Origin of the sequence: Filimonas effusa (assembly GCF_004118675.1) — a bacterium.
In the GTDB taxonomy this organism is placed as follows: domain Bacteria; phylum Bacteroidota; class Bacteroidia; order Chitinophagales; family Chitinophagaceae; genus Filimonas; species Filimonas effusa.
This window is the reverse complement of the sequence record NZ_SDHZ01000001.1, coordinates 419,888-444,934: the sequence shown is the minus strand read 5'-3', so window position 1 is coordinate 444,934 and position 25,047 is coordinate 419,888. Positions and strand designations below refer to the sequence as shown.

15 protein-coding genes are annotated in these 25,047 nt (G+C 45.5%); 9 read left to right on the top strand and 6 right to left on the bottom strand.

Annotated features, from left to right (window positions below):
- Positions 1-33 precede the first annotated feature (33 nt).
- From ESB13_RS01570 to ESB13_RS01535, 8 genes are all read left to right on the top strand, one after another.
- The gene (locus ESB13_RS01570) at positions 34-1,656 is read left to right on the top strand and encodes a RagB/SusD family nutrient uptake outer membrane protein (protein WP_129001284.1); all 1,623 of its coding nucleotides are present in this window, start codon (positions 34-36) and stop codon (positions 1,654-1,656) included.
- Between the two features lie 103 nt (positions 1,657-1,759).
- Positions 1,760-2,119 carry an L-rhamnose mutarotase gene (locus tag ESB13_RS01565; protein ID WP_129001283.1) on the top strand — a complete coding sequence of 120 codons (360 nt, stop codon included), beginning with the start codon at positions 1,760-1,762 and terminating at the stop codon, positions 2,117-2,119.
- 11 nt (positions 2,120-2,130) lie between these two features.
- On the top strand, positions 2,131-4,275 hold the full coding sequence (locus ESB13_RS01560; protein ID WP_129001282.1) for a family 43 glycosylhydrolase: 2,145 nt from the start codon (positions 2,131-2,133) through the stop codon (positions 4,273-4,275).
- 248 nt (positions 4,276-4,523) lie between these two features.
- On the top strand, positions 4,524-7,727 hold the full coding sequence (locus ESB13_RS01555; protein ID WP_129001281.1) for a SusC/RagA family TonB-linked outer membrane protein: 3,204 nt from the start codon (positions 4,524-4,526) through the stop codon (positions 7,725-7,727).
- 11 nt (positions 7,728-7,738) lie between these two features.
- Positions 7,739-9,652: a RagB/SusD family nutrient uptake outer membrane protein gene (locus ESB13_RS01550; RefSeq protein WP_129001280.1), complete on the top strand. Its 1,914-nt coding sequence runs from the start codon at positions 7,739-7,741 to the stop codon at positions 9,650-9,652.
- Between the two features lie 33 nt (positions 9,653-9,685).
- Positions 9,686-10,951: a DUF5000 domain-containing lipoprotein gene (locus tag ESB13_RS01545; RefSeq protein ID WP_129001279.1), complete on the top strand. Its 1,266-nt coding sequence runs from the start codon at positions 9,686-9,688 to the stop codon at positions 10,949-10,951.
- A 29-nt stretch (positions 10,952-10,980) separates the two neighbouring features.
- Complete coding sequence (locus tag ESB13_RS01540; RefSeq protein WP_129001278.1) at positions 10,981-12,198, top strand: DUF4998 domain-containing protein; 1,218 nt, start codon at positions 10,981-10,983, stop codon at positions 12,196-12,198.
- Positions 12,199-12,285: 87 nt separating this feature from the next.
- Positions 12,286-13,941, top strand: coding sequence for an alpha-L-fucosidase (locus tag ESB13_RS01535; RefSeq protein ID WP_129001277.1), 1,656 nt, complete (start codon positions 12,286-12,288; stop codon positions 13,939-13,941).
- A gap of 107 nt (positions 13,942-14,048) precedes the next feature.
- Here the strand turns inward: ESB13_RS01535 and ESB13_RS01530 are convergent, their stop codons facing one another.
- From ESB13_RS01530 to ESB13_RS01505, 6 genes are all read right to left on the bottom strand, one after another.
- Entirely contained in the window at positions 14,049-14,825 is a 777-nt protein-coding gene (locus tag ESB13_RS01530; RefSeq protein WP_129001276.1) for an SDR family NAD(P)-dependent oxidoreductase, read from the bottom strand.
- A 10-nt stretch (positions 14,826-14,835) separates the two neighbouring features.
- On the bottom strand, positions 14,836-15,912 hold the full coding sequence (locus ESB13_RS01525; RefSeq protein WP_129001275.1) for a mandelate racemase/muconate lactonizing enzyme family protein: 1,077 nt from the start codon (positions 15,910-15,912) through the stop codon (positions 14,836-14,838).
- A gap of 421 nt (positions 15,913-16,333) precedes the next feature.
- A complete protein-coding gene (locus ESB13_RS01520) occupies positions 16,334-17,776 on the bottom strand; it encodes a redoxin domain-containing protein (RefSeq protein WP_164974063.1) in 1,443 nt (480 codons plus the stop codon).
- 80 nt (positions 17,777-17,856) lie between these two features.
- Positions 17,857-19,281, bottom strand: a complete 1,425-nt coding sequence (locus tag ESB13_RS01515; protein WP_129001273.1) for a RagB/SusD family nutrient uptake outer membrane protein — start codon at positions 19,279-19,281, stop codon at positions 17,857-17,859.
- Positions 19,282-19,291: 10 nt separating this feature from the next.
- Positions 19,292-22,918 carry a SusC/RagA family TonB-linked outer membrane protein gene (locus ESB13_RS01510; protein WP_129001272.1) on the bottom strand — a complete coding sequence of 1,209 codons (3,627 nt, stop codon included), beginning with the start codon at positions 22,916-22,918 and terminating at the stop codon, positions 19,292-19,294.
- Between the two features lie 105 nt (positions 22,919-23,023).
- The gene (locus ESB13_RS01505; protein WP_164974062.1) at positions 23,024-24,181 is read right to left on the bottom strand and encodes a FecR family protein; all 1,158 of its coding nucleotides are present in this window, start codon (positions 24,179-24,181) and stop codon (positions 23,024-23,026) included.
- Positions 24,182-24,316: 135 nt separating this feature from the next.
- Here ESB13_RS01505 and ESB13_RS01500 point away from each other — a divergent pair, with 135 nt between their 5' ends.
- Entirely contained in the window at positions 24,317-24,877 is a 561-nt protein-coding gene (locus ESB13_RS01500) for an RNA polymerase sigma factor (RefSeq protein ID WP_220399530.1), read from the top strand.
- Positions 24,878-25,047: the final 170 nt, after the last annotated feature.

Genomic DNA, 25,047 nt, shown 5'->3' with positions numbered 1-25,047 from the left:
GTTTTCGATTGTGAACCACAAAAATGAAATCAAGTGAAAAAGTCAATTATAAACAAGCAGCTATTCGCCTCTTTTGCCATTGCTGCTACGATATTAACAGGCTGTAGCAAAGACTATTTCGACAAGCAGCCACTGGATGCCATATCGGACGCCACTTTCTGGAAAACAGAAAAAGACGCAGACCTGGCTCTCACGGGATGTTACAATATAGGAGCCGGATGGGCCGGAGAAAGTTTCTGGATGCCGAGAGGCGTACTTTATCTTGACCTGATGGCCGGTTTGGGTTCTGAAAAGGAACTGATCCCGGATCATATGACCGACGGCACCTTAACACCATCCTATTGGGTAGCAGGCGCCTACTGGGGTAATGCCTATAACAAGATCGCCACCTGCAATAATTTCCTGGGCAACATTGCAAACATTACGATGAATGATAACAAAAAGGCGATGCTGACTGCAGAAGTTCGTACGATAAGGGCTTACGAATTATTCAATCTTGCTCTTTACTATGGTGCTGTGCCAATGCCAACACGCGTGCTGAGCATCGCTGAAGCAAATTCTATAAGCCGTACCCCCCAGGCTGAAGTATGGGCTTTTGTGGAGAAGGAACTTACCGAGAGTTATCCCAATCTTCCTGTAACGCGGGTAAGTGCAGAACGCGGAAGGATTTGTGCAGGTGCCGCCCTGGCAATATTAGGCAGAGTGCAGATGGCCGGGAAAAAATGGGCAGCGGCAGCGGCCACGTATAAAAAAGTTATCGATGGTGGCGCCTATAGTATTGACCAGGCAGGCTTCAGGCAATTATTCATGCAAACAGGTGAAAACAGCAATGAAATTATACTGGCGGCGCAGTTCCTGGAAGATACCTATGGTCATGTACTACTACAATACCTATATCCAGAAACCTGGGGTGGCTGGCACCAGTTCTCCGTTTACAATGAATTAGTTCAGACTTTTGAATGTAAAGACGGGCAAACAATTCAGGCATCACCGCTTTACAATTCCAATACTCCATATGACAACAGAGATCCGAGAATGGATTATACCGTGATGATCAATAACCGGACAACCTTTAAAGGAACACTGTTCGTATCCACTCCGGGATCCAGTTCTCCCGACAGAATGAATAAATACAACTGGAGCGGCTATTGTATCAACAAATTCATGGATAGTAGTTTCTCCGGCAACCTGATGAATTATGGTGGCAACTTTACACTTATCAGGTATGCAGAAGTACTGCTCAGTTATCTTGAATGTAAGATGGAAGCGGGTGATGCGATTGACCAGGCACTTCTCGATCAAACCATCAACAAAGTAAGAGGCAGGGCTACGGTAAACATGCCCGCCGTAACGGCAACCAGTGCTGCCACACTCCGCCCGATTGTAAGGCGGGAAAGAGTAGCGGAACTTGCTTTTGAAGGCATTCACTATTTCGACATACTCCGCTGGGGCACTGCCGCAACAGAGCTGAACCGGCAGTTTACCGGCATGAAGTTAACCAATAGTCCTTCGACTTATACGGATTATCCTGTTGATGCAAACGGGTTCTTTATCTATCAGAAAAGGAATTTCGTTACAGGCAAAAATGAACTCTGGCCGGTGCCGCAATCAGAAAGAGATATCAATAAAAACCTGACACAGAATCCAAATTATTAATTAATAGCACTTCGTCTGAAGGCGCCGGTCAACCTGCAAACAACAGATGGAGCAATGCCGGCGCCTTCGGACACATCAGGAATATAGAATTAAAGGGTATTATATGCAAAGATTTTGTTACGCTGCCGATTTGAAAGATGACGATAATTTGATAGAAGAATATGAGCGCTGGCATCGCAGCGAAAATTCATGGCCTGAGATAAACGAAAGCATCACCGGATCGGGCATTACCCGAATGGAAATTTACAGAGTCGGGAATCGCTTATTCATGATTGTGGAGGCAGACGATGATTTTGATCCACGAAAAAAAGAGGATATGGATGCCACTAATCCCATTGTACAACGTTGGGAAAATTTAATGTGGCAATACCAGCAGCCACTTCCCTGGGCGGCTATCGGTGAAAAATGGGTTAAAATGGAAAAAATATTTGATCTGCAGGCAACATCATCAATAACGAACTGATATAAAACTCAATGAACAAATTGTTGAAATACCTGCTGTGCCTGTTCATCATTCCTTTCAGCTACCTGATAAGCCAGGCTCAGCGCATTACCAACAGGTCTTATAATGCCTATTTATTCGTCTATTTTACAGGCAATGAAAAAGCTGAAGAAGCAGTACACTTTGCACTCAGTACAGACGGATATAAATATATAGCACTCAACAACAATAAGCCTGTTATTGCATCCGATTCCATTAGTTCTACCGGCGGTATCCGTGATCCTCATATCCTAAGAGGAGAAGATGGCAAAACCTTTTACATGGTAGCTACAGATATGGTATCGGCGAAAGGGTGGAATTCCAACCGCGCAATGGTACTTCTTAAATCGACAGACCTTATTCATTGGAGTCATGCTGTGGTGAACATCGAAAAGCAATATCCCCGGAAAGAACAACTGGAAAGAGTTTGGGCGCCACAAACAATTTATGACAGAAAAGCAAACAAATACATGATTTATTGGTCTATGAAATACGACAACGGACCGGACCAAATCATGTATGCCTACGCCAACAAAGATTTCACAGCGCTTGAGACCCCACCCAGGCTACTGTTCCGAAATGGCGACACATTTTGTATCGACGCTGATATTATTGAAAAAAATGGTCAATTTCACTTATTCGTTAAAACCGAAGGAAAAGGAAGCGGCATAAAGCAAGCTATCTCATCAACGCTAACAAGCGGATATGTACTCCAGGATGATTACCTGCAACAAACCGATCAAGCCGTGGAAGGGTCTTCTGTTTTTCCACTAAATGATGGATCAGGATATATTCTTATGTACGACATGTACAGCTCCGGGAAATACCAATTTACTTTCAGTAAAGACCTAAAGAAATTTGAGCTGGCCGACCAGCAGGTGTTTATGGATTTTCATCCACGTCACGGCACAGTTATTCCCATAACGGCCGGTGAGGCAGAAAAACTAACTTCCCGCTGGTTAAGCAGCAAAAGCATTCTATCGAATCCCCTGTCCAAAACAATTAAAACGGCCAATATATTCTTCGATACCTCCAACGCGGTACTAATGCTACCACTGAAGCCGGATACAAAAGCCAGCCACTTCAACCCCGAGTTTCTCCAACTTCCCGGAGCGACTATCAACCCCGCAGGTTTCCAGGATTTTTCAAAAGGCCCGGTATCGTATAAAATCAGTATCAAAGGGCAGCAACCAGTTAGATTTACGGTTAAGGCAACACACTATAACAACCCTGTTTTAAATGGTTTTTATGCCGATCCTGAAGTATTGTATGCGCAGAAAACAGGACGATACTACATTTATCCTACCAGCGATGGCTTCACGGGCTGGTCGGGAAATTATTTTAAAGCATTCTCTTCTCCGGATCTCGTGCATTGGAAAGATGAAGGAACCATACTAAAACTGGGCAAAGATGTTTCATGGGCAGACAGGAATGCCTGGGCTCCCTGCATCGAGGAAAAAAAGATCAACGGCGTATACAGGTATTTTTATTATTTCTGTGCTGCTCAGAAAATAGGTGTAGCAGTTGCCAGCGATCCAGCCGGTCCCTTCCAGGATATAGGCAGGCCGCTGGTAAAAGACCTGCCTGCAGGTGTCAAGGGTGGTCAGCAGATTGACCCAGACGTATTTACAGACCCGGTTTCAGGCAAATCTTATCTGTACTGGGGAAATGGATATATGGCAGGCGCTGAACTCAACAGCGATATGACCAGCCTGAAAGACAGTACCGTAGTTATGACACCTGACAACAGCTTCCGGGAAGGCGTTTATGTCTTTTATAGAAACGGACGTTACTATTTTCTTTGGTCGGAGAATGATACCCGCGATGCGGACTATGGGGTACGTTATGGTTATTCGACATCGCCGCTGGGAAAAATTACGATACCAAAACATAACAGCGTCATCACAAAGAATAGCAGCAAAGGCATTTATGGTACAGGCCATAACTCCGTATTAAACATTCCCGGTACAGATGAATGGTACATCGTTTATCACCGTTTTAATTATCCCAAAGGCATTCACTGGGGAGAAGCGGCAGGATATAACAGGGAGGTATGTATTGACCGGATGACCTTTACAGAAGACGGGTTTATCGAGGAAGTAACACCTACCCATGAGGGGATAGGAGAAAGACATTAAATCAACATTCATATACAGCGGCAAGTTTCTTTCATACGCAGTAAGCAAGGGCCCGGTTATTCCTGACAGGGCATTTTTTGAAACGACGCTTTGCCGCGGACAGAACACAAACAAAGAAGGAATATTACGACGGGAAAGAATAGATTAAGCAAGGGGGCACTCATCATTAATTAAACACGATTTGCAAAAATGAATTACCATGTTAACCCTGCATTGGAACATGAGTTATTCGCTAATTAACTGTCATTATGAAACCAATTAAGCTATGTTTAAGCGTAGCGGCTATCAAACATTCCCTTAAATGCACGCTACTGGCACTACTACTGTTTCCATGTGCCATTAAATTATTCTCACAAACCAAAGCTCCCGGGGCAAACAAGCAGCTCGTTACGGGAATGGTGACAGACTCGATGGGGAAACCTCTTTTAGGTGCCACCATCAGTACACTTGGTAAGGTTATTACAAGCACTTCTACTGATCAAAACGGCCGGTTTGTTTTATCTGTAAACGCCGGCGACAGTATCAGAGTATCTTTTATTGGCTACGAGGAACAGACTATCCTCACCGGGAATAAGACGAGTAACATCACCGTGAGACTTATTCCGACTATATCGGGTGGCGAAGATATTGTTGTTACCGCCTTTGGGCGACGGCAACGAAAAGAAGCCGTTGTAGGTTCAGTTACGACGATAGAGCCTGGCAATCTGAAAGTACCTTCCAGCAATCTTACCAATGCGCTTGCGGGACAAGTAGCGGGCGTTATTGCTTACCAGCGGAGCGGGCAACCCGGCGTGGACAATGCTTCTTTTTTCGTGAGAGGCGTTACTACATTCGGTTACAGTGCGAGCCCGCTGATACTCATTGACAATATAGAATTATCGGCTTCGGATCTTGCCCGTTTACAGGTTGATGATATCGCAAGCTTTTCCATTTTGAAGGACGCCAGTGCAGCAGCTTTATATGGTGCCAGAGGTGCTAACGGTGTCATCCTTGTAACTACCAAGTCGGGACAGGCTGGGCGTGCCAAGGTGAATATACGTGTAGAACAGGCTATTTCTAAACCTACCCGCAATGTAGAGCTAGCCGACCCAGTAACCTATATGAAGCTTTTTAACGAAGGTATCACTACACGCAACCCACTCAGTACTCCGATGTTCACCCCTAACCAGATACTGAACACGCAAAACACCATGAATAAAACCGCAGGATATAATCCTTACGTTTATCCTGCTGTTGACTGGATGTCTGTTCTGTTTAAAAAGCAAACAACCACACAGCGGGCGGACTTCAGCGTTAGTGGAGGTAACGACCTTGCGCGTTACTACATAGCAGGATCTTACAGCCGCGACAATGGCATTTTGCAGGTAAACCCGGTGAACAATTTCAATTCCGGGATGAAGTTTGAAAACTACCAGCTCAGGTCTAATGTCAATGTAAAGCTTACCAAGACAACCGAAGCGGTGGTAAGGTTATGGGGTAATTTCAATGACTATACGGGACCGATCACCAATGCCTCTAACGGGCTGGCAACTGATCTTTATTCCAAAGCTTTGCATACAAGCCCGGTCATGTTTCCTGCGTTTTACCAACCCGACAGCGCCAACATGCTTACCAAACATATACTGTTCGGGAATACGCTGAACACAAGCAACGCACTTACATCAAATCCCTATGCTGATTTGATGTATGGCTATAAGAACTTTGCGGAGTCCAGGATTTCCGCGCAGTTTGAGGTAAACCAGAATTTTGGTTTCCTGCTGAAAGGACTTTCTTTCCGAGGGTTATTCAGCACCAACAGGTATTCCTATTTTGATCTCACCCGTTCTTACAAGCCGTTCTACTACAACATAGGCAGTTATGAGCCCAAGACAGATGTTTATACACTACAATGGCTGAACAGCGCGCAAGGAGCTGCCCAGGAATACCTCAGCTATTATCCAGGTGTGAAAACCATCACTACTTACCTTTATATGCTGGGAGCGCTTGACTACAACGTGAACATCGGCAAACACAGGATCAATGCATCGCTGCAAAGTACGAGGGAACAACGCCTCAATGCTAATGAGGTTACACTACAGAACTCTTTGCCCTATCGTAATATCGGCGTAGCGGGACGAACGACCTATTCTTTCGACAACCGTTATTTTGCTGAATTCAATTTTGGCTATAATGCATCGGAGCGCTTTTCGACACAACACCGATGGGGCTTATTTCCTACTGTAGGTGCAGGCTGGGTTATCTCGAACGAACGTTTCTGGAACGGCAGGATATCAGAGATCATTACCCGCATGAAATTAAGAGGCAGCTACGGTTTGGTTGGGAACGACCAGATAGGGAGTCAGCGATTCTTCTACATGTCTAATGTCAACATTGGCGGCGGGCCCGGCGCCACCTTTGGAACCACCAACGGCAATACACTTAACGGCGCAGCCATCGCCAATTATCCCAACCCCGGCGTGACATGGGAAACTGCACGTAAAGCCAACCTTGCGCTTGAAATGACCTTCATGAAGAACCTGAATATCGTTGCCGAGATTTATCATGAATACAGGTATAACATATTGATGAACCGGGCATCGATACCTAGCACGAGCGGACTGGAAGCACCCGTAAGTGCCAACCTGGGAACAGCTTATGCCAAAGGTTTTGACCTGAGCATGGACTATAAACACAACATCTCCAAATCTCTGTGGTTATCTGCCAGGGCCAACCTCACCATTTCCGCGAGCAGGTATGGCAGGTATGAAGAACCCGAGTATGGTGACTCCTGGCGTTACCTCGCCGGACAGCCCATCAATGTTCGCTGGGGCTATATTGCAGAAAGGCTATTTGTTGATGATAAGGAAGCAGCGAATTCACCGAAACAGTTGTTTGGCGGCGCACTGCCTTCAGGCGGAGATATCAAATACCGCGATGTAAACAAAGACGGGCTCATTGATGAGCACGACCAGGTTCCCATGGGATTACCCACCAGTCCCCAGATCATCTATGGCTTCGGATTCTCATCGGGCTGGAAGAACTTTGACCTGTCGGCTTTCTTCCAGGGCCTGGCGCGGGAATCATTTTATATCGACCCTTACTCTACTGCTCCCTTTGCGGATAACGCTCAGCTCCTAAAAGCGTATGCAAATGATCATTGGTCTGAAGAAAATCAAAACCTATATGCACTCTGGCCGCGGTTATCATCGTTCCATAATTCCAATAATGAACAGATCAGTTCCTGGTGGCTACGCAACGGTTCTTTCCTGAGATTAAAGTCGCTTGAGATTGGTTATACACTGCCTAAAAAGCTACTGGACCGCATTTATTTCACCAACATGCGCATTTATTTCTCCGGCCTCAACCTGGCTACCTTCAGCAGCTTCAAGCTGTGGGATCCGGAGCTGGGGGGCAATGCCTTCAACTACCCGGTACAAAAGGTTTATAACATAGGAATTAACCTTAATTTCTAAAAACTGCCATTATGAAGAAAATAATATCAATAATAGCGGCCGTAGTTATATTATCCGATATAACTTCCTGTCGCAAATACCTGGATGTAGTACCCGACGACATCGCCACTCTGGAAAGTGCTTTTGCCAATGCCAATGAGACAACCGCTTACCTGTTTGGTTGTTACTCAACACTGCAGTCCCTTGCGGATATCCGCGGTAATGCAGGATTTACGGGATCAGCGGAAATCATGTATCCTTTTCCCCTGTCTGATGAAAACATGCTGGGAGGCGCTGGCGGAAATGCAGGGTTCAGGATCATGCGTGGGTTACAGAACCGCCTCTCTCCTATTCAAAACTTCTGGGATGGTGAAAACCAGGGAAAGAATATGTGGCAAGCAATAAGACGCTGCAATATCTTTCTAGAGAATGTCAATAAACCTTTAGACCTGCCGGGATTCAAGAAAGTAAGGATGATTGCCGAAGCAAAGTTTCTTAAGGCCTATTATCACTACTGGCTGCTTCGCATGTATGGTCCTATTCCTATCATGGACGTAACGATGCCTATCGATGCTTCTACGGAACAAGTAAGGGTTTCGCGCCAGCCAGTTGATTCCGTGTTCAGCTATGTGACCAAACTCATTGATGAGGCAAGCGTCGATCTGCCGTCTGTTATCCAGGAATCGGCCTCGGAAGCGGGTCGTATAACATCTGTCATTGCTTTATGCGTAAAAGCAGAAGTTCTGGCAACGCAAGCCAGCCCCCTGTTTAACGGCAATCCCGATGTAACATCGTTAAAAAACAAAAATGGCACTGCGCTATTTTCCAGCGCCTACGATGCCAGCAAATGGGAGAAGGCACTCACTGCCTGTGAAGTAGCTGTAGATGCCGCCGACAAAGCAGGTATTTCTCTTTACCAATTCAGAACGCCCGGTAATATTGTACACTTAAGCGACAGTACGCGGGAATTACTGGCCCTGCAAGGCACTGTTACTGATAGCTGGAATACAGAGCAGATATGGACGCTCAACCCATACTTTGGCTTTCAGAACATGTGTACACCGGTTGTATCTGCCGATGCGGCCACTCAGCTATTTGGCATCAGCTCACATTTTGCCGTTCCTTTAGCGATGTCTGAACTATTCTACACCAGCAATGGCGTACCCATCAATGAAGACAAAACCTGGGACTACCAGGGTAGGTATAAGATTCAATATGGCGATTCAGCACATATGAGCTACCTGAAGCTCGGATTTCCTACAGCCAAAGGCAACTTCAGCAGGGAACGCAGGTACTATGCCGACGTTGCATTCAACGGCAGTCTCTGGTTTGGCTCCGGTGTTACAGATGACAGGATATCCAATTATGTTAATGCCATCAACGGGTATGCCTACCCTCCTGACAAACTCAGGTTCAATGCAACAGGCTACTGGCCGCGCAAACTTGTTCCTTATCAGACCACCTATAGTTCCAATTCCGTAATTCAGAATTACTCGTGGCCGTTTATGCGGTTAACAGGCCTCTGGCTGCTGTATGCAGAATGCATGAATGAAGTGCATGGTCCTTCTTCCGATGCGTACCTCTGGGTGAATAAAGTGCGCGCAAGAGCAGGACTCAAAACCATCCAGGACGCATGGACATCCTATTCCAACAATCCCGGTAAATACACAACCAAGGAAGGTTTCCGGCAGATCATACACCAGGAACGCAGGATAGAACTTGCTTTTGAAGGGCAAAGCGGATGGGATTTAAGGAGGTGGAAAGAATTACAGACCGTATTAAGTACACCTGTACAGGGATGGAATATTTACCAGAAGACTGCGGAAAACTATTACCAGCTAAACCTCGTATTCCAGCCTGTGTTTAGTTTGAAAGATTATTTTTTCCCTATCAAGGAGAATGATCTCATCGTGAATCCGAACCTCGTCCAAAACCTTTACTGGTAATCACCTGCCCGATAAAATGAAATAAACGCATTTATGAATAAATTACTTCAGACAACACACAGACCGTTATTTACACTTGCGGCCCTGGTGATCCTTTTTCTTGCGGCCTGCAAGAAAAAAGACGGATACAATGATATTGTATCTGACGATCTTAGCAAACCCGGCATAGTTACCGACGTTAAAGTCAGCAATTTCAGCGGTGGCGCTTATATTACCTACAAGCTGCCCGTTTCTTCCAACATCCTTTATGTGCAGGCTGAGTATAATATCAATGACAATACAAAGCGGCAAACCAAGTCATCTTATTACTCAGATACTATTAAAGTCAGCGGTTTTGCACTCAGCAAAGATTACAAGGTAACCCTGCATACCGTTTCCAGGGCCAGCGTACAATCGGACTCCGTTGTGGTAACGGTACACCCCGAGACGCCACCCTATTTAAAGCTGGTTCCTACCGTAAAAATCAACAGAGATTTTGGCGGTGTAAATATCGTTTGTAAGAACCCGGACAAAGCGAGTATAGGTGTCATTGTCATCACCACAGATAGCTATGACAAGCAGCAAATCGTTCAACAAACCTATACCGACCTTGATTCCATCAATTTCAGTGTAAGAGGCTATGATACGCTGGCCCGGCGATTTGGGGTTTACTTTACAGACCAATGGGGTAACATATCGGATACTACTTTTGCTACCATTACTCCTATTTACGAAACACTGGTACCCAAATCGAAATTCAATGCTTACGTATTGCCATCGGATGCACCTACAGGCTTTGGATGGACCATCAACAACTTATGGAACAACAATATCAAAACACCAGGCTACCACACTACCCAACCCATAACACCGCTCGTTTGGCCTGCAGTTATCACTTTTGATATGGGGCAGTCAGCCAAACTCAGCCGGTATACCATCTGGAACAGGGGTCTCGACTATGATGGCGTTTATTATCAATGGACAGCGGGTGCTCCCAAAACCTGGGTAATATGGGGAAGGAATGATACGCCGGTAAACGAAGTAATGCCTACAGGGGTGAGCATGCCTGCAGTGGGAGAAAAGACACCGAACGGATGGATCAATCTTGGCTCATTTGTATGTCCTGATAAACCATCGGGATTAGGTGCAGGGCAGTACACTGCCTCCGATCTTGCGCTATGGGATGCCGGCTTCAGTTTCAATTTCAATCTTTCGCTCCCGAAAGTGCGCTACCTGCGCTTTCAATGCCTGAGCAACTGGTCTGAAACAAATAATTATTTCAACATAACAGAATTAAGTTTCTGGGGTGATGTCAGATAATCACGATTCATCACATCAAAACCTAAAAAATGAAATCTATCATATTCCAGTTAACCTGTTTTATTACAGTTGCGGGATTGCTTCTGTCGTGCAACAGGAAAGCAGATGACTTCAGAAGTTTTCTTGAAAACAAAGAACTCATATATCCCGGTATGGTATCGAATGTGAAGGTACTACCCGGCAAAAACAGGCTGCTCCTGCAATGGAATCCCAGCCCCGACCCAACGATAACCAAGTATGTGGTATACTGGAATAACTTCCAGGATTCTGTTGTAAAGCAGGCCGCTAAAGAGGCTCCGACAGATACCGTTAAATGTATGATTACGGGGTTGAGTGAATATGCGTATTCTTTCTTTATTTATTCCTATGACAACCTGGGAAACAAATCAGTGGCCATAGAGGTAAACAACGCCTCGGTATACGGCAGTATTTATGAGGCAAGTCTTAGGAACCGTTATGTAAATATAGCAGCGCCTTCTGTTGTTAACTCTGAGAATTCGGTTACGCTTAATTTCCTGGTTCCGGATACGATCAATATTACTACCGAAATAAAATATACGGCTACAGGCGGAGTAGAAAAAAAAGCCTACCTGCACCCGGATAGCCCGCGAATCACTTTAAACGATTATCTTCCTGGCACTACCATTCAGTACCGTTCATCGTACATACCTAAACGCGGAGCGATCGATACCTTCTACGCTACCAAGTATGATGCGTTTCCTGCGATCCAACAGGATGTTACGAATACGTATATCAAGAATGCAGGTTCGCCCATGACAGCATCTACCATGAATGGCGGCAGGTGGGGAAACCTTGCCGACTGGATTGTTAACAGCGCGGTTAAAAACCATGATGGTTTCGGCGGTTACGATAATGTTCCGGGCTATGGCACTATTTCCATGGAATACTGGGGAACACCACAGATCGTTAACGGGAAGGTGTACCAAACCTTCGTGTTACCTCCGGGCAATTATAATTTTATCACTACCGTACAAAACATAGATTATACATTACAGTCGGCCTACATTGTGGCTGCTGCGGGCAATACTGTACCCGATGTAGCGAATTATGCCACCAGCCTGGCTTATAAAAAGATGACCGATAATTCGATGAACAATACCGACCAGTCGATTTCTTTCACATTGCAGCAAAGTACCGAGGTTGCTATAGGTTTTATAGCCACGATGACCAACAGCACCCAGGGAGTTAGAATTAAAGCGGTGCGGTTAAAACGAACTGCGCTGTAAGAAAGTATAAACAAGGGAGGTATTTTCTTCCGAAAAACACGGCGTTAAAGGATAAAAACCAATATTGTAACAGTAAAAAAAGCAGATATGCAAAGAAGGACACTTTTGAAAAATCTGGGCATGGCTGTTCCTGCCGCCCTACTAGCGAAGCAGGCAGGTGCTGCCAGCTTCCTGGAAACATTAGCGGGTGAGAAGATGGCAAAAGGGCCTTTCCAGCCTACCTGGGACTCACTACGCCAATACCAGGTACCGGATTGGTTCCGGGATGCCAAATTCGGGATATGGGCGCACTGGGGGCCGCAATGCCAGCCTGAACATGGCGACTGGTATGCACGCGAGATGTACATGGAAGGTAATCATCATTATAATTTCCATGTAAAGAAATATGGGCATCCTTCCGTATTTGGGTTTAAGGATGTTATCAATGAATGGAAAGCAGATAAATGGAATCCCGGCGAATTGCTGGAGCGCTATAAAAAAGCCGGCGCGAAATATTTTGTAGCGTTGGCGAACCATCATGATAATTTTGATCTTTATAACAGCCGATACCAGCCTGCCTGGAATTCGGTAAAAATGGGCCCGCGCAAAGACCTGATAGATGGCTGGGCGAAGGCGGCGCGCGAACAGGGGCTTCATTTTGGCGTAAGTGTTCATGCTGCGCACACATGGAGCTGGATGGAGACTGCCCAACGAGCCGATAAAAGCGGGCCTTATGCAGGTATACCTTATGATGGCCGTATCACAAAAGCAGGTGGTAAAGGCAAATGGTGGAATGGATTAGACCCGCAGGACTTGTATGCACAAAATCATCCGCTGAGCGAAAACAGTTATGACAACGGTATGATTCACCGGCAATGGAACTGGGGAAATGGCGTAGCAGTGCCAACGAAGGAATACTGTGAAAAATTTTATAACCGTACGGTAGAGCTTATCAACAAATATGATCCTGACCTGGTTTATTTTGATGATACGGCGTTGCCTCTCTGGCCTGTCAGCGATGCCGGCTTACGCATTGCAGCGCATATGTACAACAGGAGTATTAAAAACAAGGGTTCTTTGCAGGCTGTTATCAATGGTAAGATACTGGATGAAGTGCAGCGTCAATGTATGGTTTGGGATATAGAGCGCGGGCAGAGCAATGAAATAGAAACGCTGCCGTGGCAAACAGACACCTGCCTTGGGGACTGGCATTACAACCGGTCGGTGTATAATGACAAAAGATATAAATCGGCCAAGACTGTTATTCATACGCTGGCAGATGTGGTAAGTAAGAATGGCAATCTCCTGTTAAGCGTTCCTGTAAGGGGTAATGGCACCATCGATGATGAAGAGATAAAAATAGTGGATGGAATAACACGCTGGATGGAGATCAATAGCGAAGCTATTTATGGCACCAGGCCATGGAAGGTATTTGGTGAAGGGCCGGCTATGGAAGAAGCCGCTCCACTTAGTGCACAAGGCTTTAACGAAGGTAAAGGGAAGCCGTTTGGCGCTACAGATATCCGTTTCACGCAAAAGCAAGATGCTTTATATGCCACATTACTGGGCTGGCCCGAGAATGGGAAAGCTGTTATTAAAAGCCTGGCAGCGGGAAGTAGTCTTTATCCCAAAGAAATTCAAAGGGCAGAACTTTTAGGCAACAAACAAGCACTGTCATTTGAACGTACTTCTGAGGGTTTGATCATTACCCTTCCACAACAACCGCCTGCGGAAAGCTACGCTGTTGTCATAAAACTTGTATAAAGCAATGCCGGCTTAAGATACAGCGGACCGATAGCATCAATAATAAAAGTGGCTGCCCACATAAGGAGCAGCCACTTTTATTATGTTGTTATCTTACTGTTTCAATTTCAGAAACCATAAGCAAGCGCGCCACCATCTACAGCGAATTCCTGGCCGGTTATATAGGATGCGGCGCGGGAAGAAAGGAAACAGATAATGGGCGATAATTCATCCGGGCTTCCAAACCTGTGTAAAGGCATGCGATTGAGAATACGTTTTTTACGGTCTTCGTCCATCACCTGCCTGCTCATCTCTGATGGGAACCAGCCTGGCGAAACTGCGTTCACCAGAATATTATCGGCGCTCCATTCGACCGCGAGCCCGCGTGTAATACCTAATACAGCTGCTTTGCTGGAGCTATAGGGTACTACCTGCGAAAATCCCAGAGAGGAGGCCATGGAGGCGATATTAATGATCCGTCCTATGTGGCCTGAGGCTTTCAGATAAGGATAGGCGTAACGGCAGCAATTGAATACAGCAGTTACATTCACCTGGTGAACCGTTTCCCATTCTTCGGTGGTCAACTCTTCGGCTCTTTTTTTTATAGTGATTCCGGCGTTATTAACCAGTACGTCGATACCACCTTCATCGCCTATTTTCTTTATACAGGCTGCGATATCCTGCTCATCACGAACATCCAGTACTCCAAAGTGCAAGGAATCCGGCAACACTGCGGGTAAGTCTTCTTTTGCATGCCCGGTGCGGCTCAATGCAAAAACAGTGGCCCCGCATTGGGCCAACATCAGCGCCTGGTTGAGTCCTAATCCCCCTGAGGCGCCGGTAACGATGATTCTTAAACCTTTCAGAGAATATAATTCTTCCAGTTTCTGAACAGATTTCTCCATGCGCAATATTTTAGATTTCAGAAAGCGTTTCATCTTTAAAAGAGAAGCCCCATCCCGGACGATCATGCGGAGTAGCCATGCCATTTACAATTTGCAGCGGGTGATCTATCAGCGGGTCGATCCAGTCGAACGACTCGGCTCCGGCTCCATTAGAAATAGTGCAGAGCAGTGGAATATCATAATCTTTATAGTAATGCGGTAATACGGGGATATTGTAAGCGGCTGCCAGGGCGGCACTTTCTCTCCATGCTTCTACCCCACCCAACCTTAATATATCGGGTTGCCAGATATCAAGGGCATTACGTGATAACAGTTCGCGCAGGGGCAGTGTAGAGTATTCTCTTTCACCCATAGCCAGGGAAATACCTGCCTGAGTACGCAGCAACTGGTAGCCCTGGAAGTCGGTATGATTTACGGGTTCTTCGAACCAGTGAATATTCAGTTCTCTTGCTGCTCTTGCCAGTGCCAGTGCAGAAGGAACATCCATACCCTGGTTGGCATCCATCATTATTCCAATGTCGTTACCTACGGCCTCTCTTACCAAACGCAGTCTTTCGAGGTCTTCTTTCCAGTCGGGTTTACCCACTTTTATTTTTACAGCGCGGAAACCACGCGATTTATAGTTGCTTACTTCAGCAATCAACTCTTCGGGCGTATAAGAGATCCAGCCACCGCTTCCGTAAATAGGGATTTGCCTGCGGGAAGAACCTAATACTTTCCAGACAGGCTGGCCCAATGTTTTGGCCCAGGCATCCCACATAGCGATATTATAGGCAGCCTGCGCCCACCTGTTAATTCCTTCCTGTCCGAAATATTCGTTGGCATGATTCAGCTTATTAAACACTGCTACCGTGTCGTGTACCTGCTCGCCCATAACCATCGGAGCCATATCCTTGATGGCCCCGGCAATGGCCTGGGGACTGTATTGAAAACTGAGGAGGTAAGACTCGCCAATAACATCTTTTGCTGTTTGGATGCGCAAAATGATGAATGAGATCTCTGTAAGCGTATGGGTTGCGTCAGAAATAGGCTGAGCAAGCCGGGCTTTAGCAGTATATACCGAAACGTTGCGGATAGAATGTGCCATAATATTGCAATAAGAAAATGAATTACAATGTTTAAGGCCAAAAGTAGTCATTAATGTATTTCGGTAAGATGATTAACGTCAGAAAGACAATTAATGAGTTATGATGGCATCCATTTCGTGCCGATCCAGCATAAGAGCATTCTTCAAAAGCACGGATGAAATTTTTCGGCAGTACGCTAATGCCACCTACCATTTTTTTTAGCAAACTGCCTATTTCGACACCTCGCCAGGCAGTTTTAAGGAAGCTCTTAAGAAGCTCTTAGGAAGCTTTAAAGAAGCTTTATCTAAATATCTTAGCATTTCGGGCAAAGGCGGGGAATTGCTAAAAAAAGCGGGGGCCTACTTTTTTAAAAAAAAGGGACTGACCCTCTTATTGGCCAGTCCCAAAGACAAAAATTTAATGAGCAGGCGCAGCTGCGTATCAGGAGGCTTTTTTCGCCATTTCAATTAACGCCGACAATTCTTCTACTGCAGCGTCGTCACCGCCTTCGAAGCCGAGTATCCTGTACCTGATTTTACCATTGCCGTCGATTATAAATTTGACGGGGATACCGGTTACCTTATAACGTTCTGCTACCCTGGTTTTGCTGTTATCGAATAATACGGTGAAGGGGTAGTTGTTGGTGTTAATGAACTTACGCACCATTTCAGACGGATCTGCTACACGCTCCATACAGTCGATGAACAGGAATTTCACTTTGGGGTCGGACTTATATTTTTCCACCGCCATTTTCATAGCGGGGAAAGACTTTTTGCAGGGACCGCACCAGGTGGCCCAAAAATCGAGAATCACAATTTTACCTTTCAGGTCTTGCAGGGCAACGGTACGATTATCAAGATCTTTGAGCGTAAAAGGCGGGGCGGGCTCATTCACCGGCTGCTGTTTCAATCCTTCTCTCACGCGCTTCGCCATATCGGCTCTTAAGCCGGCTACAAATGCATCGTATCCTTCAAGGGAACCTTTATCCTGGAGCCAGGCGTCTTTCAGGATAGCCAACAATGCACTGTTGCCATGTCCCTCCTTCACCAACTTAGAGAGTAATGGTAAAATTTCGCTACCCCGTTTGTTAGCGGCCATGATTAAAGCGTAGTTTTTTTCTAATTCAATGCTTTTTTCAGGGCTATGCTGGTACACCTCTTCCATTACTTGTAATGCAGCCGGGTATTTTTTTGCCTGGTATAACAGCATTGCATACTTACCCAGGAATGGCATGAGCGCTATCCTGCTTTGTTTACCGCTTGCCGCAATATTCCTGGCTATGGTGGCAGCAGTATCCATCAGCGGGATTGCGATGGCCGTATCGCCGTTTTCGAGGGCAACCTGAGCACGCTCGAGTTCGAGATCGGCCTTTTCGGATTCATCGATAAGTTGGGCTGTCCAAGCATTGCTTGATTTGTAGTTTTTTTCCTTCGCGTAGGCAAGCGCCACTTTAGCGGTACCGGCGTCGTAAAAAGGGTCAGCCGCCGCTTCCGGAAATGCAGCTTTCCACTTATGATAAGCTGCTTCTATTGCCTGCGCATTTCCTGTAGTAGTCATAAACGTACCATATGCCACAGTTTTTGCAGCCTCACTTTTAGGGAATTTTTCAGCGGCTATCTTCATCAAAGAATCGGACAAGATTGGATTACCCAGGAAAAAGGCAATCTGAGCAGCATCCATATACCCTTTAGCATCGTTCTTCCTGGCCGCATAAGCTTTTAATTCGTTTGCTGCCGCCGTTTGTCCTTCGGACGTACCCAACATGGCCAGCTTCATACATTTATCAACAAAAAGGCTATCCTCCTGAGATTGCTGTGCGTACGAGACACTCGTGATAAAGCAGGCCGCTATTAAACCTATAAATCTTACAACAATTATTTTCATTCCGTATTCATTTGTTAACAGTAAAGAGAAGATCAGCTCCCTGCCTTTCAGCGGACAGGGAAGCTGATCAGAGGCATTCATCAGGGATTATCTTCGAGTCCTGGACTCAGGCTAAGCGTTTTGGGCGCAAAACGCAATACCAAACGTTCAGGCTTTAAAGTATAAACCGTTGGAGTGCCTGTTGAAGAATATACCGTGTGCGTAAAGCTTAGTCCGGGGAAGAGCGGATCTACAGAAAGGCGGCGCATATCGAACCAGCGGTAACCCATTACTGCGAATTCGCGGATACGTTCTTCCAAAATGAATTGCAATAGCGGCAACTGCTGTGCAGCCAAGTTATCGGGCACCGCGACATCTGCTGCCGGCATTCTACTAGCACGAAGCGTTTCTACATCCTGCTTTGCTCCCGCCAGGTTGTTTGTTCTGCAATTACATTCTGCACGCAGCAGATATAATTCCGGAACAAGCACACCGAATTGAAGGGCACTAAACCTGTTTTTGCGTAATACACCTGCTATAGGATAAGCTGCTCCTGAGGTGGCAGTGGTAGTATAAAAGTTACGTCTGAGATCGGAGTCTTTATATAATGCTGCTGCCTGTGGACTCAGCACCAGTGAATTATCAGTACGGGAGAAACTGCTTGTGGCCTGTTTACCGAGGAGATTTTCTTTATTTACGGCAACATTGGGAGCAGAGGTGCCAGCATAAACCCCGCCTGTGGCCATCTCCGTTTTCAAGTCGTACAGTCCTATTGACATACCAGTACTATTCATATCGGTAAGAGCTGCATTCAGCAGAGGCAGCGCTTCTGTGAATTTGCCCATAAATACATACACTTTACCGAGTACCCCTTCTGCAGCAGCTTTCGACATGCGGAAGCGGGAAACTACGGAAACAGGGAGGTCAGGAATGGCGCGTGTAAGGTCGCTTACAATAGAATCGTATACGACTTTAACCGAAGCACGTTTAAAATCAGTTTGTGTGACGTCGGCTTTTGTTATAATGGGAAACCCGGGATCAGTAGCAGCAGTTTGTTCGTTATAAGGTTTGCCATAATAGTTGATCAGTAAGAAATTAGTCCAGGCTCTTCCGGCGAGGGCTTCTGCGCGGATAGCACGTTTCTGCGCATCCGTACCTTCAGTGGCATCCATGACCTCTTCGATTATTTTATTGAACTGGTAGATGTTGTGCATGGGATACTGCAATTCGGGAGAGTTGTCTTCTGATTGATATATATTACTTTCCCATTGGAAAAGGCGCTGGGTACGGTAACCTGACTGTGTAAAGTAAGGTTCGACAGCCACCAGTTCATCGCCCATCGGCACCTGGGCATTGCTATTGATATATACCAGGTACAGGTTATTCAAGAGCTGGTCATAGTCGTCTACTTTGGCAGCGATCAGTTTTCCCCTGGGCTCTACATCGAGAAAGTTTCCTGAGCAGGCGCTGAAAGAAACAGCAAGAGTTGCAGCCGCCAGCCATGATTTTATATAGCTTAATTTCATTGTTTTTTGTTTAGAATTTCAAATTAACACCAAGGGTGATGGCCTTTTGTCCGAACGGCATCATCTGGCTTCCGTTAGTAGCATCCTGGAATTCGGGATCAAGACCATATTTGTTAGCCTTCCAAAGCATTATATTGGAAATTTGTGCGCGGAACAATACCTGATCGGCACTGATTCTCCTGATGAGCCACTGTGGCAACTGATAGCTAAGGGTAATATCCCTCATCTTAATAAATGATGCACTTACCACGTTAATGTCGGCATACTGATAATAACTTACATCACGGCGTGAATAGCTTGTATAGGAATCTGCCACATAGGACGGTATATTAGTAACCTGTTCATCGCCGGGCTTTTTCCAGCGGTTAGCAAATTCCTGTGAAAAATTACCCGTGAATCCCGGATGCGAAGGCCTGCCTGTAAAGAAAAGATTGGTTTCTCTTCTCATTACATGTCCTAAGTTAAATACGGCGTTAAAGCTCAGGGAAAGTCCTTTATAACTGAAGTTATTGCTAAAGCCACCATTCCATACCGGCTGTTGCGTACCCATATAAGCAATATCATCCGGCACAGACACATATGGCGTTTTAGTTACCGAGCCGTCTTTCAGTTTAATCTGGGGGTCGCCAAGTGCATCGAGTCCTCCATAGCGGTAAGCGAAAACAGCATAAGAAGGATATCCTGTAACATACTGTTGGTAGATCCTGGTGCTGCCTGAGGTAACAGCGAAGCCAGCGACAATGTTGCTCAACATATTTTTATTGTAAGCAAGATTGAGGGTACTGCTCCACCTGAAATTTCTACCATTCACGTTGATAGTGCTAAGTGTTACTTCCAGTCCTTTATTCTCCAGGTCGCCAACATTCGCGGTTACATAAGTGGAACCTGTAAGCGGGCTTAGCGGCATAGGGCCTATCAATCCTGAAGTTTTTCTTTGATAAAGATCTACTGAACCGAACACCCTGCTGTTCAGCATCGAAAAATCCACTCCGATATTAAGTGTTGCAGTACTTTCCCAACTTAACTTTCTGTTTGCGGGAGTTGCCACATAAAGGCCGCCACCATTGGGGAGCAGCGTACTCTGGTATCTGGCCAGAATGTCTTTAGAGGCAGCCACACCGGGGCCGGGCGCATTACCTGCAATACCGTATGTAGCACGCAATGCGAGGCTATTTACGGCACCAACCTTCGCCATAAACGGCTCAGAAGACAGGAACCATTTCAGACCTGTACTCCAAGCCGGTTTGTTCTGGGCTGATTTATCTACTCCAAAGAGACTGCTTTTATCGAGACGCAGACTTCCATTAAAGGAATACTTTCTTTTAAAGCTGTACGCTCCATTTGCATAATACGAGGTAAACCTTGTCACAACTTCAGATCGTCCAAAATAATCATCGCTCAAGATACTGGTGAACCATGCGTTTGGGATAACCGTACCGGACACTCCGGTAGTACTAAGCGCGACATAATCGAGTTGCCTGTAACTCTGCATTTGCTCGTTGTAGCCCCTTACTTTAGAGGATACTGATACAGACTGTTGTTCCTGCGCTTCCTGCCCCAGCAATACTGTCAACTGGTGCCTGGCGTTATTCCAGTTTTTATCGTAGTTCAATTGATTTCTGACTGTCCAGTTACGTTGGCTTGAATTTTCGGTCGCCAAAGTACCACCCGTATTAGGCAGATAGTAAACAGGAGTGGCTCCTGCTACAGGCGCTACGGTAAACTGCACCAATTCGTAACGGGAGTTGTAGCTTTTGATATCATCATAAGCCTCTGTTTTGCCGGAGCTTTTTATATAGCCGTAAGTACCGGAGAAGGTTAGTCCGTTCAATATTTTAACCTGTACATTTAAAATGTTACGAGTAAAGAGCTGATCGGACTTAGTGTAACCATAATTCAGTTCATCGAGGGGAACAAAATCAAGGTTTACCTGGCTACGGTTCTGGTAGTCGAGCCTTACGGAATCGCTAAGCGTTTTCATATATGCCATTGACAGATTATTACCACTGGCATCGCGGAATAACTGGTAGGGATAAAAGCGGGAATCGGCAGTAACAGGTCTTTTTGCTTTGGAGATAGTATTGCTAAGATCGGTTATGAGGTCGAAATTAATGCGCGAGCCGAGGGAGAAGTTCTGTCTCAGGTTGAGTTTATAAGTATTCGTTCCGGCTCCGGGATTATATCCTTTATCTCTTGTAAAAGCAGCGGATCCATAAAAAGCATACTGCTTTTGTCCACCAGATACAGACAAAGTATGATTAGTGAGCATCGCATTATCGTAGAGCAGATCTTTTATCTGTTTTCTATTATCTATAGCCATAAGGCTATCCAGTCCGTTTTGGGCCTGTTGTACATTAATACCCCGGGCTTTATTATAGAGGAACACTTCATGAGGTGGCATTCCAAAGTAGGAATCGGGAAAGGAAGTAGAAGTTTCCCAGGGAAAAGTTTGCGGGTCGAATATTTCTTCTGCAGTTTCGATAAACTGCCTGCTATTCATGCCCCGGTAATAGTTTGTATTGGGTTTACCCTGGAAATTCGCGAAGGCATCGTACTGCAGTTTTATTTTACCGGTATTCTGGCCTTTTTTAGTAGTGATAACGACTACGCCATTGGCGGCTCTGGCTCCCCAGATGGAAGCAGCGGTGGCATCTTTTAAGACCGTAATGTCGGCAACATCCTGCGGATTCACAACACCTACATCTGTGACGGGAATGCCATCGACAACATATAAAGGATTCCTGTTTGTACCTTCAAAGATACCCCATCCGGGTACTGTTTCCCTGCCTACTGTAGAAAGGCCACGTATTAAAACAGGGTTTTGTGTTGCATTCGGGCTATTGTTGATAACGATACCTGGCACAAGGCCGTCGAGCCGTTGAATAATATTCATGCTAAAGGAACGGTTGGCAACTACTTCCATATCGGGCTTTCCGAAAGAGCCAGTACTTCTTTCTCTTGGTAGGGTTTGATAACCGTTAGAGACTACTGCAATTTCAGAAAGCTTGTTGACATCGGCTTTCAAAACAATACGCATTGCCGCACTGCCCGCTGGCACAGCAAGCTCCTGTGCAACGAACCCAATATAGGAGATTATTATAACGGACCCGGGTTCTGCTGCCGGAAGTACGAATTCGCCGTCGTTATTGGTATAAACAGTTTTCAGCCCTGATTTCAATTGTATCGCAGCACCCGCCAATGGAGAACCGGTAGAGTCGGTTACGCGGCCGCGGATTTCCTGCGGCATTTGCACGAAATCGCTGTAGTTCACAGTCTGCGGTTTTTCCTTCAGCATTACCACTTTGTTTTCTATGCGATAGGCGATGGCGGACTGGGCCAGACAACGGTCGAGGACATCCTGAATGGTTGCGTTTTTTACGTTCAGCGTAACGGGTCTTGCGTTTCTGAGCAAATCCTTATCAAAAAAGAAATCGAAGCCGGACTGCGTTCTTATTTCCCTGATAATAACAGCCAGTGACTCATTCTTCACATTGAGCGTAATGGACTGGCTCATAGAACGGGCACTCACCTGGAGGGAGACCACCGTTAATAAAATAGCGCTCATTTTCATAATAAGCAGAAGTTTTCTGGCATGCGCTGCCCGCATACCAGCTTTCCTGGTAATTTTTAGATACATTTGTTAGTCTGGTTTTAAGTTGATAGTAGTTAGTCGCTTTTTATCAATGTAATCCGGATTTTGCTGGCTGTAGTTCCAATACAGCCGGCTTTTTTATGCCTGCTTTTATTTGTTAACAATAATTGTATTTTCCTGTACTTTGAAGTGTACTTTTCCTGTGTACTCCATAATATGGAGGATCTCATTTAAATTTCTCCATCTTGATATTTCGCCTTCGAACTTTTGAGACGGATCTGGTTTATTCTCATAAATAATACGGACGTTATACCAACGCGCTATCTTATTCATAATTTCTTCGATACCACTATTAAATTTGAAGTAGCCATTTTTCCATGCGATCACTTCTTCGAGGTCTGCTCCTTTGACCAGCTCTATTCCATTCAGTTTATTCAACACCTGTTCTCCCGGCGCCAGCTGCTGTTTTTTACCGGCTGCCTTCACATTCACAGCACCGTTGAAGAGCGTAGTAGTGATTTGTTGTTCATTACTATAGGCCATGATATTAAAGGAGGTTCCCAATACTTCCACCAGTTGGTTGCCGCTTTCTACAACAAACGGTAAAGTTTTATTACTGCTTACTTCAAAATAAGCCTCACCACTGAGCTTTACCAGTCGTTCTTTGCCCACGAAGGAAACGGGATATGATATAGAAGAAGAAGCGTTCAGCCATACATGTGTACGATCGGGCAAGACCACCTGCCACTGGCCGCCGGCCGGCGTTTGGATGGTATTATAGGTTGTTTTACCTGTAGCGGTATTATCAGCCGCCGTTTCATAGATAATCTGACCATCAGCCGTCTTTTTTACAGTAATGCCGTTTTCCGAAGCCAATTGCCCGTTAATGGCATCATTCAAGGCTATTGTTCTGCCATCTGCCATTGTCAGTACCGCCTGGTTCCGGCCGGGGAGAATACTGGCAGCCCTATTGGCCGTTTCATTGTTTTTAGCCGGTTGTGCCGTAAACAGATATACCGAAACGAGCGCCAGTATGATAATCGCTGCTGCAGCAAGCCGGAAATAAAGTTTTTTCACGAATGGCTTCGATACCGGCTTTATATGAGTACTTACCTGGGCATAAACAGCATGTAAATGATTGTCCAGATCGACCGGTAAATCTCCATCCCATTCTCCCTGCTCCAATTCTTCAAGAATATATTTTTTGAGCAGGTCTTCGTTTTCATCCAACTTAAAATAGTCAAGCAACAGCTTCACTTCCGCTTCGTCGCAGCCGTCATTTATATATCTGATAAAAATTCTATGCAAAGCGGGATCCATGTTTTTTATTAGTAATACACGTAAGACGGAAAAAACAATGAGTCCGAATAAAAAAAAAACTAAGTTTGTTTTTTAGTACCCGGTTTGGAGATTTTAGACAGTATATATCAAAAAGAGTTGCTTTTGCAACTGCAACGGGGTCACGAGCCTGCTTTCAATGCGCTTTACAAGGCCTATAGCAAGCCGTTATATATGAGAACGCTTCGCCTGGTAAAAAACAAAAATGTTGCAGACGAGCTTTTACAGGAGGTATTCATAAGATTATGGAACAGCCGAGAACAGGTTAACCCCGAAAAATCATTTCAATCTTATCTTTTTACCATTGCCCAGCATATTATTTACAACTACTTCAGAAAGGCAGCATCCGACAATAGGCTAATGGAGACGTTACTTCTGCGACATCCCGGGCACTATTTGAACATAGACCAGTTACTGGAGAACAAAGAGACCCATCAACTCCTGTACCGTGCTATTGAAAGGCTTACTCCGCAACGAAAACTTGTTTTCTGTCTTTGCAAGCTGGAAGGCAAGAGTTATGAAGAAGTAAGCCGGATTATGAATATATCGGTAGCCACGGTAAACAGTCATATGACACAAGCACTGGCCTTTTTAAAGGCCGACCTTCTGAAGAACCGGGAGTTCTTACTACTGCTTTTTTGTATTGCGGGCATAGGAAAGCCATAGATTAGCCCGGGGCGCTCCAAAAGCTACAGAAGGCGTCTTTTTAAACATTTGTACCAGTAAATAATACATCTGTCCCATATCCCATTCCATTGCCGAGGTAATTTCAGCCTATCGATTGCCACTAATTTATTTACATCGGAAAAACACATGCCATAACGCACAAATCTTCA

Bases quoted from the DNA above. Each gene is read 5' to 3' on its own strand.
- ESB13_RS01565 (WP_129001283.1), top strand. From the start codon at position 1,760: ATGCAAAGATTTTGTTACGCTGCCGATTTGAAAGATGACGATAATTTG.
- ESB13_RS01560 (WP_129001282.1), top strand. From the start codon at position 2,131: ATGAACAAATTGTTGAAATACCTGCTGTGCCTGTTCATCATTCCTTTC.
- ESB13_RS01555 (WP_129001281.1), top strand. From the start codon at position 4,524: ATGAAACCAATTAAGCTATGTTTAAGCGTAGCGGCTATCAAACATTCC.
- ESB13_RS01550 (WP_129001280.1), top strand. From the start codon at position 7,739: ATGAAGAAAATAATATCAATAATAGCGGCCGTAGTTATATTATCCGAT.
- ESB13_RS01545 (WP_129001279.1), top strand. From the start codon at position 9,686: ATGAATAAATTACTTCAGACAACACACAGACCGTTATTTACACTTGCG.
- ESB13_RS01540 (WP_129001278.1), top strand. From the start codon at position 10,981: ATGAAATCTATCATATTCCAGTTAACCTGTTTTATTACAGTTGCGGGA.
- ESB13_RS01535 (WP_129001277.1), top strand. From the start codon at position 12,286: ATGCAAAGAAGGACACTTTTGAAAAATCTGGGCATGGCTGTTCCTGCC.
- ESB13_RS01530 (WP_129001276.1), bottom strand. From the start codon at position 14,825: ATGGAGAAATCTGTTCAGAAACTGGAAGAATTATATTCTCTGAAAGGT.
- ESB13_RS01525 (WP_129001275.1), bottom strand. From the start codon at position 15,912: ATGGCACATTCTATCCGCAACGTTTCGGTATATACTGCTAAAGCCCGG.
- ESB13_RS01520 (WP_164974063.1), bottom strand. From the start codon at position 17,776: ATGAAAATAATTGTTGTAAGATTTATAGGTTTAATAGCGGCCTGCTTT.
- ESB13_RS01515 (WP_129001273.1), bottom strand. From the start codon at position 19,281: ATGAAATTAAGCTATATAAAATCATGGCTGGCGGCTGCAACTCTTGCT.
- ESB13_RS01510 (WP_129001272.1), bottom strand. From the start codon at position 22,918: ATGTATCTAAAAATTACCAGGAAAGCTGGTATGCGGGCAGCGCATGCC.